This window comes from Streptomyces rhizosphaerihabitans (assembly GCF_025399795.1).
Lineage (GTDB): Bacteria > Actinomycetota > Actinomycetes > Streptomycetales > Streptomycetaceae > Streptomyces > Streptomyces rhizosphaerihabitans.
Map to the genome: position 1 here is coordinate 1 of NZ_JAODTZ010000042.1, position 16,552 is coordinate 16,552.

Consider the following 16,552-nt stretch of genomic DNA (forward strand, 5'->3'; position numbering starts at 1 on the left):
ATCGACCGGCTGGGAGTTCCCACAGTCACACGATCAGGCGAGACCGAACCGGACATCAGGTCACGTACCGCCCTCTGACGAGCTCCAGGTTCGGTTCCTTGCGGCTACTTCTTCTGCTCGGTGGTGTCTTCCCCTGAGCCCTGGCTCGTCGGCAGCAGGTACTGCAACTGTGTGTACCGCTGGGCGCAGGCCGTTCGCGCGATGGCCTCGGCGACCGCGTCGGCGAGGGGACGGGATGATTCGCTCAGCAGAATGCGGGCCTTGTCGGTGAGTGCCACCTCGACGCCGCGCCGGTCGCCGCATGCGGAGTTCTTGGTGACCAGCCCCGCGTGCTGCAGGCAGGCCACCTGGTAGGTCAGCCGCGTCTTGGGGCGGCCCAGCAGTTCCGCGATCCGTGTCATCCGCAGGCTGGAGCCGGGCTGATCGGCGAGCAGGCACAGCACCAGGAACTCGTCGTGCGAGATCCCCATCGCGTCCTTCACCCGCGAGCGGAGCTGCTGCTCGATCGCGCCGGCCGCGGCCAACAGCTGCATCCAGGAACGCAGTTCGGGCGGCAGGAGCCCGATGTCGTCCGACGGCGCACGTTCGGGCTGATCGGCGGGGGCTGGAGAGTCGGCCATGGTGTCACAGTCTAACGGTTGTCCATTTTTGGATAACCCGCTAGCGTGCCGGGAGTCATCCAAATTTGGACTACTGGGTGCGGTCCCAGCGCTCAGATCGCGGATGCGGCTCCTCGTTTCCTTTCCTCTTCAACCCTTCTGGAGAACTCCCATGACCGTCGTCATCGAAACCGGCCTGTGGCAGCTGGATCCCGCCCGCTCCACCGTGGCCATCGCGCATCGGACCATGTGGGGCCTGGTCACGGTGAAGGGCGCCTTCGGCAGCTTCACGGGCGAGGGCGAGATCAAGCCCGACGGGACCGTCCACGGTGTCGTCAGCGTGGACGCGAGGTCCCTGGACACCAGGAACGCGAAGCGGGACGAGCATCTGCGCGGCAGTGACTTCTTCGACACCGAGAACCACCCGACGCTCGCTTTCAGCGTCCATGACGCAGCGGTGCCCCAGGACGACACCGCCGAGATCACCGGCCAGTTGACCGTCCGGGGTACCAGCAGCCCGCAGACCGTCGCCACCCACGTCACCGCATCGAGTGACGACGCGATCAGCCTCGCCACGGAGTTCACCGTGGACCGGGAGCAGTTCGGGATGGTCTGGAACCAGCTGGGGATGATCCGCGGCCGGACCACGGTCACCGCGACGCTCACCTTCGCCCGCGCGGCCGTCTGAAGAGCCGACGCGCTCGCCCCCTCCTTGATCAGCAGATCCGCCGTTGATCAGACACTCGCTTCCCGGGCTTGATGCCCCGCCACGGCCTTGTCCTGTGTCACGCACAGGTCGCCCCGCCCCAGTCAGGTGGTTGGGGCGGGACGACCGATGCTTCCCCACCTTCCGGACCAAGCGCAGGCGGCGGATGCCTGGATGATCTGCGACCTACTGCGCGTCTGTTCGGTGATCCGCGTCACACCCGGCATCTGTCGGCAATCGGGGCGCCGTCTCGTTCGAAGGGCACGCGAACGAGACAGGAGCAACGCCATGAAGCACCGCATCGTCGTACTCGGCGCCGGATATGCCGGAGCCTTCGCCGCCGGGAACCTGGCCCGCCGGCTCTCCCCCTCCGACATCGAGATCACCGTCGTCAACGCCGTGCCCGACTTCGTTGAGCGGATGCGGCTCCACCAGCTCGCGACCGGCCAGGACCTCGCATTCCGCAAGCTCGCCGACGTATTCGCGGGCACCGGGGTGCGACTGCGCCTGGCGCGCGTCACCGGCGTCGACCCCGGGCGCAGGACCGTCACCGTGACCGGCGAGGACGGCGATGGCGAGCTCGCGTACGACACGCTTCTCTACGCGCTCGGCAGCTCCGTAGCCCACCACGGCGTCCCCGGCGTGACCGAATACGCCTTCGATGTGACCGGCCGGTCCTCGGCGCTGCGTCTGCGCGAGCGCCTGGCCGGCCTGGGCGAGGGCGGCACCGTGCTGGTCGTCGGTGAGGGGCTGACCGGCATCGAGACCGCCACCGAGTTCGCCGAGTCCCGGCCCGACCTCTCGATCGCGCTCGCCGCCCGCGGCGAGCTGGGCGCCTGGCTCTCCCCGAAGGCCCGCCGTCACCTGCGCCATGCCTTCGACCGGCTCGGCATCACCGTCCACGAGCACACCGGCATCGAAGCCGTCGAGCCGACACGGGCGATCGCCGCCGACGGTACGTCCATCCCGGCCGACGTGACCGTGTGGTCGGCAGGGTTCGCCGTGCACCCCATCGCGGCCGCCAGCGGCCTGGAGGTCGCCGAGACCGGCCAGATCGCCGTCGACCGCACCATGCGTTCCGTCTCGCACCCGGACGTCTACGCCGCCGGTGACTGCGCCTACGCGATCGGCGAGAACGGCCGGCCGCTGCCGATGTCCTGCGCCTCGGCCGGCTTCACCAACATGCAGGCGACCGCCGCGATCATCGCGCGCCTGACGGGCAGCGAGGTCCCGACCACCGGGCTGAAGTACCACGGCAACCACATCAGCCTCGGGCGGCGGGACGCGATCTTCCAGATGGTGGACAGGGACGTCCGGTCGAGGTCCTGGTACCTGGGCGGCCGGACCGCTGCGCGGCTGAAGTCGGGCGTGCTCAAGGGGGCCGGGTGGGGCATCGCCCATCCGACCTTCGGCATGCCGAAGCGCAAGCGCCGCCTGGCCACCGCGTCTGACCGGGCCGGTGTGAGGGCCGCTGCATAGGCTGTTCCGCATGGACAGCGCAGCCATCGATCGGTTCGAGGCCAGCCGGGGCCGGCTGGCCTCGCTCGCGTACCGTCTGCTCGGCTCGGCCGCCGACGCCGAGGACGCCGTGCAGGACACGTTCCTGCGCTGGCAGGCCGCAGACCGCGAACGGGTCGAGGTGCCGGAAGCGTGGCTGACCAAGGTCGTCACCAATCTCTGCCTCGACCGGCTCCGCTCGGCGCAGGCGCGCCACGAGCGAGCGGCCGGTGCCTGGTTGCCCGAGCCGCTCCTCGAGGGCGACCCCATGCTCGGCCCGGCCGACACCTTCGAGCAGCGAGAATCGGTGTCCCTCGCCGTCCTGACCCTCTTGGAGCGGCTCTCGCCGGTCGAACGGGCCGTCTACGTCCTGCGTGAGGCCTTCTCGTACAGCCACGCCGAGATCGCCGGGATCCTCGACATCACCGAGTCCGCGAGCCAGCAGCATGTCCACCGGGCCCGGATCCGGGTCGCCACCGAGCGCCGCCGCGGCGGGGAGGCCGACCCCGCGTCCGCGCGCCGGGTCGTCGAGGAATTCCTCGCCGCCGCCATGTCGGGGCGCACCGAGCGGCTGGTGGCGCTGCTCACCGACGACGTGACGGCGGTCTCGGACGGCGCCGGACTGGGCACGCGGCTGTTGCGGTACAAGACGCGCGAGCGGGTCGCCTCCTACGTGCGGGCCGGCTTCAAGCCCACTCCGGCGAAGCGGCGGCTGGCCGGCGGCTCGCCCGCGATGCATATCGCCCTGGTCAACGGCTCCCCGGCCGTCCTCGCCGTGGTCGACGACCGGGTCGTGGGCGCCGTGGCGTTCGAAGTCAGCGACGGCAAGGTCGCGTCCCTGCGCGGCATCGCCGCCGCGGACCGGCTCGCGCGCCTCAACGAGGCCTGGCGGCAGCACGAACCCGACGCGCCGGTCATCAACGCCTGGTGACCGGAGCCACCGGAGTCCAGTGACCTGAGTCGGAGCGAGGACGGCACCCCTTCGGCGCCCGCGCTGCACAGCAGCACGGGCGCCGAAGCACGTCGGCTCCCGAATCAGCAGGGCGCGAGACAGACCGTTGCTGTCCCGTCGGCGGGGCTTCACGACGTGCGCGGCTTACCACCGGCACGTCTCAGAGGGCGTCTGAAAAGCCTCAACGCGCTGGAGGTACTAGCTGCGGGCCAGCTGTGCTTGGAGACTGCTGCCGCATGATCTGCCGCCGTGGCAGAAGGTCTACCACTACTGGCGGCGGTGGCAGCAAGAGTGCGTGTGGGAGCGGATGTTGAAGGCGCTGCGTGAACGCGAGCGGGTACAGCTCGGCCGTGATCCCACTCCAAGTGCGGCCATCGTGGACAGCCAGAGCGTGCGGCCCCGTCGAGGGCGTCGTCCGAACCGGCACCGGTGACCCGCCGTTCACAGCGGACCCGCCACCTGGGAGGAGAGGAAGATCACCCCAGGTGGTGCGGTCTTGGCCAGGTACCCACCACGCGGTACGGTCGGTCCGGTATTGATGACGTCAAGACGGAAGCCGGCGGAAATCCGGCACGGTCGCGCCACTGTGAACGAGACGCCCCAGCCACGCTGGGCGCCCCGTGAGTCAGACCCGTAGGCGTCATCCTGTGCACCACCGAGATGGGACGCGAACTCCCGAGGAGGTTCTGCCATGGCGCAGACCGTCGCCCAGCCGACAACCACCACCCCCGTCGTTCCCGCCACGCTGCCGCTGAAGGCGATAGCTCCCTGGGCGGTCTTCTTCGGCATCCTGATGCTGGTCCTGCTGTACTTCGTCGGCGCCGAACAGGGCGCCACCTCCGTCGTCTCCGGCGAGGACGTCCACGAGTGGGTGCACGACGCCCGCCACCTGCTCGGTTTCCCCTGCCACTGACGCGAGGGACAGCACACACCCATGAACTCCGCAACGGTAAGAAACCTGCTCGTGCGAGGCATGCTCGCCGGGCTCGCGGCCGGCGTACTCGCCCTGGTCGTCGCCTACTTGCTCGGTGAACCGAGCGTCGACAGCGCGATCGGCTTCGAGGAAGCCCACGCTCCCGCGCACGGGCACGAGGTCGAACTCGTCTCCCGCAGCCTCCAGTCCACCGCCGGCCTCGCCACCGGCGTCCTGATCTACGGCATCTCCTTCGGCGGCATCGCCGCGCTCGCCTACTGCTTCGCACTCGGCCGCGTGGGCCGCTTCAGCGCCCGCGCGACCGCGCTCCTGCTGTCCGGGACCGCGCTCCTCGCCGTGTACGTCGTGCCGTTCTTGAAGTACCCGGCCAATCCTCCGTCGGTCGGCGACCCCGACACCATCGGCAAGCGGACCACGCTGTACTTCCTGATGATGGTCCTCAGCGTGCTCCTGGCGGTCGGTGCCACCATCCTCGGCAAGCGTCTCGCACCCCGTCTGGGCACCTGGTACGCCACCGTCTCCGCGGTGGCCGCCTTCGCCGTCCTGATCGGCCTGGCCTACGAGTTCCTGCCCGTGATCAACGAGGTACCGGGGGACTTCCCGGCCACCCTGCTGTGGCGGTTCCGGCTCTCGGCGCTGGCGATCCAGACCGTGCTGTGGGGTGGATTCGGCCTCGTCTTCGGCGAGTTGGCCGAGCGCATGCTCAACCCCAGGCCCGCGACGGTCCCGTCCGGGCGATCGGTTCCGGCCGCGAACTGAATTCTTCGGGACACGAGAAAGCCCCCGGATGCTTCCGGGGGCTTTCTCGCGATGTACGGCCCCTGGCCGGGCCGCCCCGATATCAGGACACGGAGAGCTCCTCACGCACCGCGCGGGCTGCGGCGACCAGGTTCTCCAGCGAGGCCCGAGTCTCGGGCCAACCACGGGTCTTCAGGCCGCAGTCGGGGTTCACCCACAGCCGTTCGGCGGGGATGGCCCTCAGTCCGGCCCGCAGCAACTCGGCGGCCTCCGCCGTGCTGGGCACGCGCGGGGGTGGATGTCGTACAAGCGAGGAACGCCGGATGAACCAGGCCGAGTCGGCCCGTCTCCTGGGTATCTCGCCCAGCTGTCTCAACCAGATGGAGCACGACTCGCGGCCGCTCGCCGTGCCGGTCCTGCTCAGACTCACCGAAGCCTTCGGGGTGGACCCCGGCTTCTTCTCCGACCGGGACACCACCCGCCTGGTGGCGGACCTGCGGGAGGTGCTGGCGGAGGAGATCACCGAAGCGAGGGTGTCCCCGAACGACCTCGCCGAACTGGCCTCGCGGATGCCCGCGGTGGCGAACGTCCTGCTGGATCTGGGCCGCCGCAACCAGCTCCTGGCCGAGCGGCTCACCGGAACCGCGGACGGCCGGGACGGCGAAGGCGCGACGCCCCGCTCACCCCATGAGGAGATCCGGGACTTCTTCCACCGCCGTCAGAACTACCTGCACGACACCGACCTCGCCGCGGAGGAACTGGCCGAGGACATCGGCATCCGGCCCGGTGACGTCGTCCGCGCGCTGACGGCCGGGCTCGCCGAACGGCACGGCGTCCGGACGGCCGCGGCCGTGGGAGACCGCCTCCACCACTTCGACCGGGCGACCCGCACCCTCCATCTGTCCAGCCGGCTGCGCCCCGGACAGCGCGCCTTCCGCATGGCGACCCAACTGGCCATGCTGGAAAACGGCGTTGAACTCGACCGCCAGGCCGCCGAGGACTTCGAGTCCGGCTCACCCGCCCACGACCTGGCCCGCATCGGCATCGCGAACTACTTCGCCGCGGCGCTGATCCTGCCGTACCGCAGCTTCCACGCACCGCCCGCGCGACTCAGCGGCCTTCGCCGCCGAACACCTTCAGAATGCGCTCCGCAGCGAGCGTGGCCGTCAACCCGCCCTCCCGCACCTGGCGTTCGAGGTCGGGGGTGATGGCCCGTACGGCCTGATCGGCGTGCAGGCGGCCGAGAAGCTCGTCGCGGACCATCTGCCAGGTCCAGTCGACCTGCTGGTCACGGCGCTTGTCGGCGAGACGGCCGGTCGAGTCGAGCAGGGTGCGGTGCTGTTCCAGGCGGTCCCAGACGGTGTCCAGGCCGGCCGACTCGCGGGCGCTGCAACTCAGCACCGGAGGCGTCCAGGCCGCGTCCCTGCCGTGCATCAGCCGCAGGGCGCCCGCCAGTTCACGCGCGGCGGACTGCGCGTCGCGCGCGTGCGGGCCGTCCGCCTTGTTGACCGCGATCACGTCGGCCAGCTCCAGGACACCCTTCTTGATGCCCTGCAACTGGTCACCGGTGCGGGCCAGCGTCAACAGCAGGAAGGAGTCGACCATGTTCGCGACCGCGGTCTCGGACTGGCCGACCCCGACCGTCTCCACCAGCACCACGTCGTAGCCGGCCGCTTCCATCACCACGATCGACTCGCGGGTCGCCTTGGCCACCCCGCCGAGCGTGCCCGCGGTGGGGGAGGGGCGGATGAAGGCGGCCGGGTCCACGGCGAGGCGCTCCATACGGGTCTTGTCGCCGAGGATCGAGCCGCCGGTACGGGTGGAGGACGGGTCGACGGCGAGCACCGCTACCCGGTACCCCAGCGAGGTGAGCATGGTGCCGAACGCGTCGATGAACGTCGACTTGCCCACGCCCGGCACCCCGCTGATGCCGATCCGCCGCGCCTTGCCGCTGTGCGGGAGCAGCTCGGTCAGCAACTCCTGCGCCAGCGCCCGGTGCTGGGGCCGGGTGGACTCGACGAGCGTGATGGCGCGGGCGACGAGCGCCCGCTTCCCGTCGAGTACACCCTTGACGTAGGTGTCGAGTTCGATCACAGGGCGTGCCCGAGGTCGGCAGAGAGCCGCTGGACGAGGTCGTACGCCGCGTCAGGGATCACCGTCCCGGGCGGGAACACGGCCGCCGCGCCCATCTCCAGCAGGGTCGGCACGTCCTGCGGGGGGATCACCCCGCCGACCACGACCATGATGTCCTCGCGGCCCTCCGCCGCCAGTTCCTCGCGCAGCGCCGGTACGAGGGTCAGGTGCCCCGCGGCCAGCGACGAGACGCCCACGATGTGCACGTCCGCCTCCACCGCCTGGCGGGCGACCTCGCCCGGCGTCTGGAACAGCGGGCCGACGTCCACGTCGAAGCCGAGGTCGGCGAAGGCGGTCGCGATCACCTTCTGGCCGCGGTCGTGGCCGTCCTGGCCCATCTTGGCGACCAGGATGCGCGGGCGACGGCCCTCGGCCTCCTCGAACGCGTCCACCAGGGCCCGGGTTCGGTCCACGGACGGGGACTCCCCTGCTTCGTTGCGGTACACCCCGGAGATCGTACGGATCTGGCCCGCGTGCCGCCCGTACACCTTCTCCAGGGCGTCGGAGATCTCCCCGACGGTGGCCATCGCACGGGCCGCGCGCACCGCCAGCTCCAGCAGGTTGCCCTCACCGCCGGCCGCCCGCGTCAGGTCGTCCAGCGCGTCCTGGCACGCCCGCTCGTCGCGCTCCGCCCGCAGCCGCCGCAGCTTCTCGATCTGCTGCGTGCGTACGGAGGAGTTGTCGACCTTGAGGACGTCGATCTTCTCGTCGGTCTCGACCCGGTACTTGTTGACGCCGATGACCGGCTGGCGGCCGGAGTCGATACGGGCCTGGGTGCGGGCCGCCGCCTCCTCGATCCGGAGCTTGGGGATGCCGGCGTCGATGGCCTGCGCCATGCCGCCCGCCGCCTCGACCTCCTCGATGTGCTGCCAGGCGCGGCGCGCGAGGTCGTTCGTCAGCTTCTCGATGTACGCGCTGCCGCCCCACGGGTCGATGACCCGGGTCGTACCGGACTCCTGCTGGAGCAGCAGCTGCGTGTTGCGGGCGATCCGCGCGGAGAAGTCGGTGGGCAGCGCGAGCGCCTCGTCCAGGGCGTTGGTGTGCAGCGACTGGGTGTGGCCCTGCGTTGCGGCCATGGCCTCCACACACGTACGCGTCACGTTGTTGAACACGTCCTGCGCGGTCAGCGACCAGCCGGACGTCTGCGAATGGGTACGCAGGGAAAGGGACTTGGCGTTCTGCGGGTCGAACTGCTTCACCAGCTTCGCCCACAGCAGGCGAGCTGCCCGCAGCTTGGCGACCTCCATGAAGAAGTTCATGCCGATCGCCCAGAAGAAGGACAGCCGCGGCGCGAACGCGTCCACGTCAAGGCCCGCCTCGCGGCCCGCCCGGATGTACTCCACGCCGTCCGCGAGCGTGTACGCCAGCTCCAGGTCGGCCGTCGCGCCCGCCTCCTGGATGTGGTACCCGGAGATAGAGATGGAGTTGTAGCGCGGCATGCGCTGCGAGGTGTACGCGAAGATGTCGGAGATGATCCGCATCGACGGCTTCGGCGGGTAGATGTAGGTGTTGCGGACCATGAACTCTTTGAGGATGTCGTTCTGGATGGTCCCGGCCAGTTTCTCGGGCGGCACGCCCTGTTCCTCGGCCGCCACGATGTACAGCGCGAGAACGGGCAGCACGGCGCCGTTCATCGTCATCGACACGGTCATCTTGTCCAGCGGGATGCCGTCGAAGAGCTGGCGCATGTCGTAGATGGAGTCGATGGCCACACCGGCCATGCCGACGTCGCCCGTCACCCGTGGGTGGTCGCTGTCGTAACCGCGGTGCGTGGGCAGGTCGAAGGCGATCGACAGGCCCTTCTGGCCGGCCGCGAGGTTGCGGCGGTAGAAGGCGTTGGACTCCTCGGCGGTGGAGAATCCCGCGTACTGGCGGATCGTCCAGGGCTGGTTGACGTACATCGTCGGGTACGGACCGCGAAGGTACGGGGCCATGCCCGGGTACGTGCCGAGGAAGTCCAGGCCTTCCGTGTCACGGCCGGTGTACAGCGGCTTGACCGCGATGCCCTCCGGGGTCTCCCAGACGGCCTCGCTCCCGCCCGTGGCCTTCTCTGCGGCGGCACTCCACTCGTCGGCGCTGCCTTCGGTGGTGGGCGTCCCCAGTTCGATTCCGGAGAAGTCGGGGATTCCCATCAGGACACTCCCATGCGGTCGAGGGTGGCGGAGAGGACGGCGACGGCGTCGCAGCCCGCGAAGACATAGGCGTCCACACCGGGGTACTGCCCGGGACGGCCGGCCAGGAACACATGCCGGGCGCCGGCCGCCGCGAGGGCTTCGGCCGTGTTCGCGGCCTGCTCCTCGTACAGGGCGTCACTGGAGCACAGACAGGCCTCGGTGGCTCCGCTGTCCTCGAACGTGCCGTCCGTGACCGGCTCGATGCCACCGGCCTGGAACAGGTTCGCGACGAACGTCGACCGTGCGGTGTGCGCGGCGGCGGGGCCGATCGTGGCCAGGTAGATCCGGGGACGGGCCCCGGTGGCGGCGAGGTGCGCGTCGGAGCGGGCCCGCAGCTCCTCGTACGCCTCGTCGCGCCGAACTCGCGGCAGGCCGCCGGACGGTGCCTCGGGGGCGGGCAGGCGCTCCACCGGGCGCTCGGCCAGGTTCGGGAACTCGCTGACGCCGGTGATCGGTTCACGCCGCTTGGCGAGCTTCGCCGAGCGCGCCTCCCAGGTCTTCGCCAGATCCCGGCCGAGACGCCCCGAGCGAAGCGCGGCGGCCTGACCACCGCTCTGCTCGATCCCCTGGAAGAACTCCCAGCCCGCGTGCGCGAGTTCGTCGGTGAGCTTCTCCACGTACCAGGAGCCGCCCGCCGGGTCGATCACTCGGGACAGACGCGATTCCTCGATGAGGATCGTCGAGGTGTTGCGGGCGATGCGCCGCGCGAAGGCGTCCGGCAGACCGAGAACGTGGTCGAAGGGCAGGACGGTGACGGAGTCGGCGCCGCCGACCCCGGCCGCGAGCGTCGCGATGGTCGTGCGCAGCATGTTCACCCACGGGTCGCGGCGCGACATCATCACCGGTGACGTCACGGCGTGCTGCACCTGCGCACCCGCGCCCGGCGCTCCGCACACCTCGGCGACCCGCGCCCACAGCCTGCGCGCCGCCCGCAGCTTGGCGATGGTCAGGAACTGGTCGGCAGTCGCCGCGTACCGGAACTCGACCTGTGCACAAGCCTGTTCGACGGAGAGCCCCGCTCCGGTCAGCTCCCGCAGATAGGCGACACCGGTCGCCAGCGAGGCGCCCAGCTCCTGCGCGGCCGAGCCGCCGGCCTCGTGGTACGGCAGCGCGTCCACGGTCAGCGCCCGGAGCCCCGGGTACTCGTCCACGCACCGGAGGGCGAGCGAGGCGGCGGGAGCGAAGTCCATCGCGGATCCGGTACGGGCCTCATGGCCGAGGGGGTCGGCGCCGAGGTTGCCGCGCACCTCACTCGGCACGACGCCGCGTTCCTCGTACAGCCGGAACAATTCCCGGGCCGCTGATGCGACGTCGGGTCCCGCGTCGAGGACGACGGGCGCCAGATCGAGGTAGACGCCGGCGAGGACGCTCTCGAGCGAGGAGACCGGGATGCCGCCCTCGCCGACGGCGAGCCACAGCGAGGTGACGCCGTTCTCCAGGTCGCCGAGGACCAGGGCGTTGTCGGCCGCTGTGTGCCGCTGGCGTACGTCCCAGCCGCCGGCGGTGTTGCCCTCGGGCCGGCTCCCTCGGACGAAGGGGGCGAATCCGGGAAAACCGGGATCGGTGGTCGTGTCACGCGCGGTGTACAACGGCCGGGTGGCGAGCCCGTCCTCGAGCGAGGTGGACAGCGCGTCTTCGGCTGTCGCGCTCGAGACCTCCTTGCCCGATTTGCGCAGCACGCCTTCTACCAGGAGCTGCCACTGGTCATGGGTCGCGGAAGGGAACTCGGCGGCCAGCGCGAGCCCGTCATTGGGCAGGACTGTCATGCTCGGATGCTAGGTCAGAGTTCTGGAGCGACAGCAGAGGCGAAGCCTGTGACCTTGACCTCTTGGTGCCGGTGATCCAGATCTCAGCCGCCTGATCGACACCTTCGGGCCGCTCTGGCAGGGTGAACCGATGCGTATACCCAGGCAGGCGGCCAGAGTCGCGGTACTGGACCCGGCGGGGGCCGTCTTCATGTTCCGGTACGACAACGAGGAGGTCGGCGTCCACTGGGCGCTGCCCGGCGGCGGAATGGATCCGGGCGAGACACCGCTGCAGGCGGCCGGGCGCGAGTCGCGCGAGGAGACCGGGTGGACGGACATCGAACTCGGCGGCACCGTGCTGTGTCTTTGGGAGCACGACTTCACCCGGGCCGGCGTTCCCGTGCGGCAGCACGAACACATCTTCCTCGCGTACGGGCCTCGCCGGGAAACCGCGGGTGCGCTGCGCCTGTCTCAGGCGGCGGAAGGCATTCTCGGGGGGAGATGGTGGTCGCCGGGCGATATGTCGGAAGCCGTGGAGCGGCTGTGGCCGCCACAACTCCCGGCGCTGCTGGCCGCCGTACGACGCGACGGCCCACCCGCCGCACCCGTCGAACTCGGCCATGTATCGAACGGGTCCACCGGTACCTCGCCCTGACCGCGGGGACGACGGCCCTCGACGGGTAGCAGGTCCGCGTACCCGCCTCGGTGAGCCGCTGACGCGCAGCCGATCAGTACACGTCGCGGACATAGCGCTTCTCGGCGGCGAGCTGCTTGACGTACGCGGCGGCGCCTTCCACGCTGTGGCCGCCGTGAGCGATGGCGATGTCCCGGAGGGCCCGGTCGACGTCCTTGGCCATGCGCGAGGCGTCGCCGCACACGTAGAAGTGCGCGCCTTCCTGCAGCCAGGACCACAGCTGGGGGCCGTGTTCGCGCATCCGGTCCTGGACGTAGACCTTGGCGCGCTGGTCGCGGGAGAAGGCGGTGTCGAGGCGGGTGAGCGTGCCGTCGGCGAGGAGGGCGGTCAGTTCGTCCTCGTAGTAGAAGTCCGTGGCCCGGTGCTGTTCGCCGAAGAAGAGCCAGTTGGGCGCGCGGTGGCCGAGGGCGCGACGTTCGTCCAGGAAGCCGATGAAGGGGGCGATCCCGGTGCCCGGGCCCACCATGACCATGGGCGTGGCGGGGTCGGCCGGGGGCCGGAACTTCGGGGAGGGCTGGACGAAGACCGGTACGGGTGTGCCGGGGGCCGCGTCGGCGAGAAAGGGCGAGCAGACACCCTGGCGCGGTCGTCCCTCCGGGTTCTCGTACCGGACGACGGAGACCGTGAGCGAGACGAGGTGGGGGTCGGTCAGCGGGCTGGACGAAATGGAGTACAGCCGGGGCTGGAGAGGCTTCAGCACCTCGGCCCACTCCTGGGCGCCGGCGCGGACAGGGTGTTCGGCGACGACGTCGACGGCCTGACGGCCCCAGGACCACTTGGCCAGCTCATCCTTGTTGTCGGGGCGCAGGAGCTTCTTCAGCACCCGGTCGCGGGTGCGTTCGGCGACGAAGCGCAGCAGGTCGGGGGTGATCCGGGTGATGTCGAGGTGCCGGTGCAGGGCCTCGTGAAAGGGGATTCCCTGGATCTCCCCGCTGCCGTTCAGGTTCACCGCGCTGTCCGGGGCGAGCCCGGTGGTGGCCAGCCATTCCGTGACGAGGTCCGGTGAGTTGGCGGGACGTACGCCGAGTGCGTCGCCGGCCTGGTAGACGAGCGGGGTCTCGCTCTCGCGGGTGTCGAAGGTGAAGCGCCGGACCTCTTTGCCCGCTCCGGGCAGGCTCAGCAATCGGTTGCCGATCAGGCGGGTGGTGACGGGGGCTGTCTTCCTCGCCAGGGGAGCGGACGACGGCATGAGGGGAGCGGACGATCGCCCCGGGGCAGCGGCCGATGGGGTGGGCGCGGGCGGCGAGACCGTTTCCGAGCCGTCCGTCAGTGAGGTGAGGACCCGGTCGAGCCAGGCCATGGCCGAGGGCTCGTAGTCGGGCTCGCAGTCCGTACGCGGGGCCAGCCGTACGGCACCCAGTTCGTCGAGGCGCTGGTCGAGGCGGCGGCCGTGGCCGCAGAAGTCCTCGTAGGAGGAGTCGCCGAACGCGAGGACCGCGTAGCGGACGCCGTCCAGGCGGGGTGTGTCGGGTGCGGCCAGGGCGTCCCAGAACCCGGAGCCGTTGTCGGGGGCGTCGCCGTCGCCGAAGGTGCTGGTGATCAGGAGGATGTCGGCGCCGGTGGGCAGCTCACCCGGGTGGGCGTCGTCCATGTCGACCAGGGTGGCCTTGTGCCCGGTGGTGGTGAGCCGGTCGGCGGCCGCCGTGGCGAACTCCTCGGCGTTGCCGGTCTGCGAGGCCCACAGCACGACGACCTCCCGGACCGGGACGGCAGGTGCCCCGGACCGGGATGGCGTTCCCGGAGCGGCCCGGGAGTACAGACCGGCCAGCACACCGTTCACCCACAGCGCGTGCTCGGGGCTGAAGGGCGCCCCCGGCGGCAGCACCGGCACCCCGGCAGCGCCCGATTCGAGGCCGGCGAGGAATCCGATCAGGTACTGGCGCTCGTGCTCGGCCAGAACCGGCGGTGGAGCGGGCTGGAGTCCGAAGACGCCGGCGGGACCCGCGGGGAGGGCGGCCGCCATGGCCGGCCCACCGGACGCGGCAGCCTTCACCTCGCCGGGACGGGCGCCGGCCTCGCTGCCGGCCGTGGGCGGCGCCGTCACCGTCACCGGGGTCGCCACCTTCGTCAGGGACACCGCGCAGGCCTTGAACTCCGGCTGGAAGGACAGCGGATCGACGGCGTCACTGGTGACGGCGTTGACGCTCAGGTATTCGCCGAACAGGTCGTTCCAGTGGAAGGGCGCGAAACAGCAGCCGGGCCGGACCCGGTCGCTCACCGCGGCGGGCAGCACCGCCCGGCCACGCCGCGAGGCGACCTCCACCGAATCGCCGTCGGCGACACCGAGCGCGGCGGCGTCGTCCGGGTGCAGCTCCACGAAGGGCCCGGGGTCGAGCTTGTTGAGCTTGGCGACCCGGCCCGTCTTGGTGAGGGTGTGCCACTGGTGCTGCAGCCGGCCGGTGTTCAGGACGTACGGGTAGTCGTCGTCCGGCATCTCGGCGGGAGCGATGTGCGGCCGGGCGTGGAACACCGCCCGGCCGCTCGCCGTGGGGAAGACCGGACCGCCGCCGTCCTCGCCCACGTAGCGGATCGGATTGCGGTCGGGACCGTCCTCACGTGCGGAGGGCCACTGCACCGGGGTGGACCGCAGCCGGTCATAGGTGACGCCCCGCAGGTCGTAGCCCGTCTTCGGGTTGTGGGCGCGCTTGATCTCCTCGAAGACCTCTTCCGCGCTGTCGTACGAGAAACCCCGCTCGTATCCCATCGCGCGGGCGACGGCGGCGATGATCCGCCAGTCCGCCATCGCCTCCCCCGGCGGATCCACCGCGGGCCGGGCGAGCGTGACGTTGCGCTCGCTGTTGACGAGGACGCCCTCCGTCTCGGTCCACAGCGCTCCCGGCAGGACGACATCCGCGTACGCGTTGGTCTCCGTCTCGGCGAACACGTCCTGGGTGACGACGAACTCGGCCCGTTCCAGGCCCTCGATGACGGTCTTGCGGTTGGCCACGGACGCGACGGGGTTGGTGCAGATGATCCAGCACGCCTTGATGTCCCCGTCGGCCATCTTCTGGAACATCTCGATCGTGCCCTGGCCGACCCCGTCCTTGCGGACCGTGCCGGGGGGCAGCTCCCACAGTTCCTCGATGAAAGCGCGCTCCGCGTCGACCAGCACCGACCGCTGGCCGGGCAGCCCCGGACCCATGTACCCCATCTCCCGGCCGCCCATGGCGTTGGGCTGACCCGTCAGCGAGAACGGACCGCTGCCGGGCCGGCAGATCGCGCCCGTCGCCAGATGCAGATTGACCAGCGCGTTGGTGTTCCAGGTGCCGTGCGTGGACTGGTTGAGGCCCATGGTCCAGCAGCTCATCCATTCCCCGGCCTCGCCGATGAGCCGGGCCGCCGCACGGATGTCGTCCTCCGGGACGCCGGTGATGTCGGCGACCGCGGCGGGCGGGTAGTCGGCCAGGAACTCCGGCATCGCCTCCCACCCCTCGGTGTGCGCGGCGATGAACTCGGGGTCGGTGTGCCCGTTCTCGTACAGCAGGTGCAGCAGGCCGTTGAGCAGCGCCAGGTCCGTTCCGGGCCGGACCGGCAGGAACAGATCCGCCTTGTCGGCGGTCGCGCTGCGGCGCGGGTCGACGACGATCAGCTTGGCGCCGCCCGACTTGACCCGCTCCATCATCCTGAGGAAGAGGATGGGGTGGCAGTCGGCCATGTTGGAGCCGATGACGAAGAAGACGTCGGCATGCTCGAAGTCCTGATACGAGCCGGGCGGGCCGTCCGCGCCCAGCGACAACTTGTAGCCGGTGCCCGCGCTGGCCATGCACAGCCGGGAGTTCGACTCGATCTGGTTCGTCCGTACGAAGCCCTTGGCCAGCTTGTTCGCCAGGTACTGGGCCTCCAGGCTCATCTGCCCGGAGACGTAGAACGCGAAGGCGTCCGGGCCGTGCTCGTCTATCACCGCCCGCAGTCGGCGCGCGGTCTCGGCGATCGCGGTGTCCACCGGGGCGGACTCGGCCTCCTCCCCCCGTTCCGCGCGCACGAGGGCGGAGGTCAGCCGCCCGGGGGCGGCGAGCATGTCCGCAGTGGTCGCGCCCTTGGTGCACAGGCGTCCGAAGTTGGCGGGGTGCGCCTTGTCACCGGACGCCTTCAGGACCGTACGCCGTCCGTCCGCGCCCATTCCGATGTCGAGGACCATCCCGCAGCCGACACCGCAGTACGAGCAGACCGTCCGTACCTGCTGGGTGGTCGTGGTCACGAGCGGCCCTCCGTGTGATCGGTACCTTCCTCCACCGACGCTACGAAGGTCCCATTACGCGGTTGTCACACCGCTCGATCACCGGGGGTTACGCGCTCCACACAGCGGTGCTCCGGTGCTTGTGAGGTGTGGCCTGCGGGGATGCCGGAGGCGCGGGGGTGCGCGGTGATCGATACCCTTGC

The 16,552-nt window shown here is 70.5% G+C and carries 12 protein-coding genes and 2 pseudogenes; 8 read left to right on the plus strand and 6 right to left on the minus strand.

Features of this window, described 5'->3' with window-relative positions; genetic code table 11:
• Window positions 1-104: 104 nt before the first annotated feature.
• Window positions 105-620 carry a MarR family winged helix-turn-helix transcriptional regulator gene (locus N4G66_RS32110; protein ID WP_261707781.1) on the minus strand — a complete coding sequence of 172 codons (516 nt, stop codon included), beginning with the start codon at window positions 618-620 and terminating at the stop codon, window positions 105-107.
• Window positions 621-771: 151 nt separating this feature from the next.
• On the opposite strand from N4G66_RS32110, the gene N4G66_RS32115 reads away from it, so the two are divergent.
• The 6 genes from N4G66_RS32115 to N4G66_RS32135 all read left to right on the plus strand — a co-directional run bounded on the left by N4G66_RS32115 (window position 772) and on the right by N4G66_RS32135 (window position 5,447).
• Entirely contained in the window at window positions 772-1,287 is a 516-nt protein-coding gene (locus N4G66_RS32115; protein ID WP_261707782.1) for a YceI family protein, read from the plus strand.
• Window positions 1,288-1,593: 306 nt separating this feature from the next.
• The gene (locus N4G66_RS32120) at window positions 1,594-2,784 is read left to right on the plus strand and encodes an NAD(P)/FAD-dependent oxidoreductase (RefSeq protein ID WP_261707783.1); all 1,191 of its coding nucleotides are present in this window, start codon (window positions 1,594-1,596) and stop codon (window positions 2,782-2,784) included.
• Between the two features lie 10 nt (window positions 2,785-2,794).
• Window positions 2,795-3,733, plus strand: a complete 939-nt coding sequence (locus N4G66_RS32125) for a sigma-70 family RNA polymerase sigma factor (protein ID WP_261707784.1) — start codon at window positions 2,795-2,797, stop codon at window positions 3,731-3,733.
• 223 nt (window positions 3,734-3,956) lie between these two features.
• On the plus strand, window positions 3,957-4,187 hold the full coding sequence (locus tag N4G66_RS46030; protein WP_391858923.1) for a transposase: 231 nt from the start codon (window positions 3,957-3,959) through the stop codon (window positions 4,185-4,187).
• 258 nt (window positions 4,188-4,445) lie between these two features.
• Window positions 4,446-4,667: a CbtB-domain containing protein gene (locus N4G66_RS32130; protein ID WP_261707785.1), complete on the plus strand. Its 222-nt coding sequence runs from the start codon at window positions 4,446-4,448 to the stop codon at window positions 4,665-4,667.
• 21 nt (window positions 4,668-4,688) lie between these two features.
• Window positions 4,689-5,447 (plus strand): CbtA family protein, encoded by a 759-nt coding sequence (locus N4G66_RS32135; RefSeq protein WP_261707786.1) that lies wholly within the window; start codon window positions 4,689-4,691, stop codon window positions 5,445-5,447.
• 82 nt (window positions 5,448-5,529) lie between these two features.
• Here the strand turns inward: N4G66_RS32135 and N4G66_RS32140 are convergent.
• A pseudogene (locus N4G66_RS32140) lies at window positions 5,530-5,741 on the minus strand (hypothetical protein); the annotation flags it as partial.
• Window positions 5,742-5,749: 8 nt separating this feature from the next.
• Here N4G66_RS32140 and N4G66_RS32145 point away from each other — a divergent pair.
• A pseudogene (locus N4G66_RS32145) lies at window positions 5,750-6,520 on the plus strand (ImmA/IrrE family metallo-endopeptidase); the annotation flags it as partial.
• A 16-nt stretch (window positions 6,521-6,536) separates the two neighbouring features.
• Here the strand turns inward: N4G66_RS32145 and meaB are convergent.
• From meaB to N4G66_RS32160, 3 genes are read right to left on the minus strand one after another with little or no spacing between them, the layout of a single operon-like run.
• Complete coding sequence (gene meaB, locus N4G66_RS32150) at window positions 6,537-7,520, minus strand: methylmalonyl Co-A mutase-associated GTPase MeaB (RefSeq protein WP_261707787.1); 984 nt, start codon at window positions 7,518-7,520, stop codon at window positions 6,537-6,539.
• Window positions 7,517-9,691 (minus strand): methylmalonyl-CoA mutase, encoded by a 2,175-nt coding sequence (gene scpA / locus N4G66_RS32155; RefSeq protein ID WP_261707788.1) that lies wholly within the window; start codon window positions 9,689-9,691, stop codon window positions 7,517-7,519. Before scpA ends, meaB begins: the two co-directional genes overlap by 4 nt.
• Entirely contained in the window at window positions 9,691-11,499 is a 1,809-nt protein-coding gene (locus tag N4G66_RS32160; protein ID WP_261707789.1) for a methylmalonyl-CoA mutase subunit beta, read from the minus strand. Before N4G66_RS32160 ends, scpA begins: the two co-directional genes overlap by 1 nt.
• Window positions 11,500-11,629: 130 nt before the next feature.
• On the opposite strand from N4G66_RS32160, the gene N4G66_RS32165 reads away from it, so the two are divergent.
• A complete protein-coding gene (locus N4G66_RS32165) occupies window positions 11,630-12,133 on the plus strand; it encodes an NUDIX hydrolase (protein WP_261707790.1) in 504 nt (167 codons plus the stop codon).
• A gap of 73 nt (window positions 12,134-12,206) precedes the next feature.
• On the opposite strand, the gene N4G66_RS32170 is transcribed toward N4G66_RS32165, so the two are convergent.
• Complete coding sequence (locus N4G66_RS32170) at window positions 12,207-16,310, minus strand: molybdopterin-dependent oxidoreductase (RefSeq protein ID WP_391858924.1); 4,104 nt, start codon at window positions 16,308-16,310, stop codon at window positions 12,207-12,209.
• Window positions 16,311-16,552 lie beyond the last annotated feature (242 nt).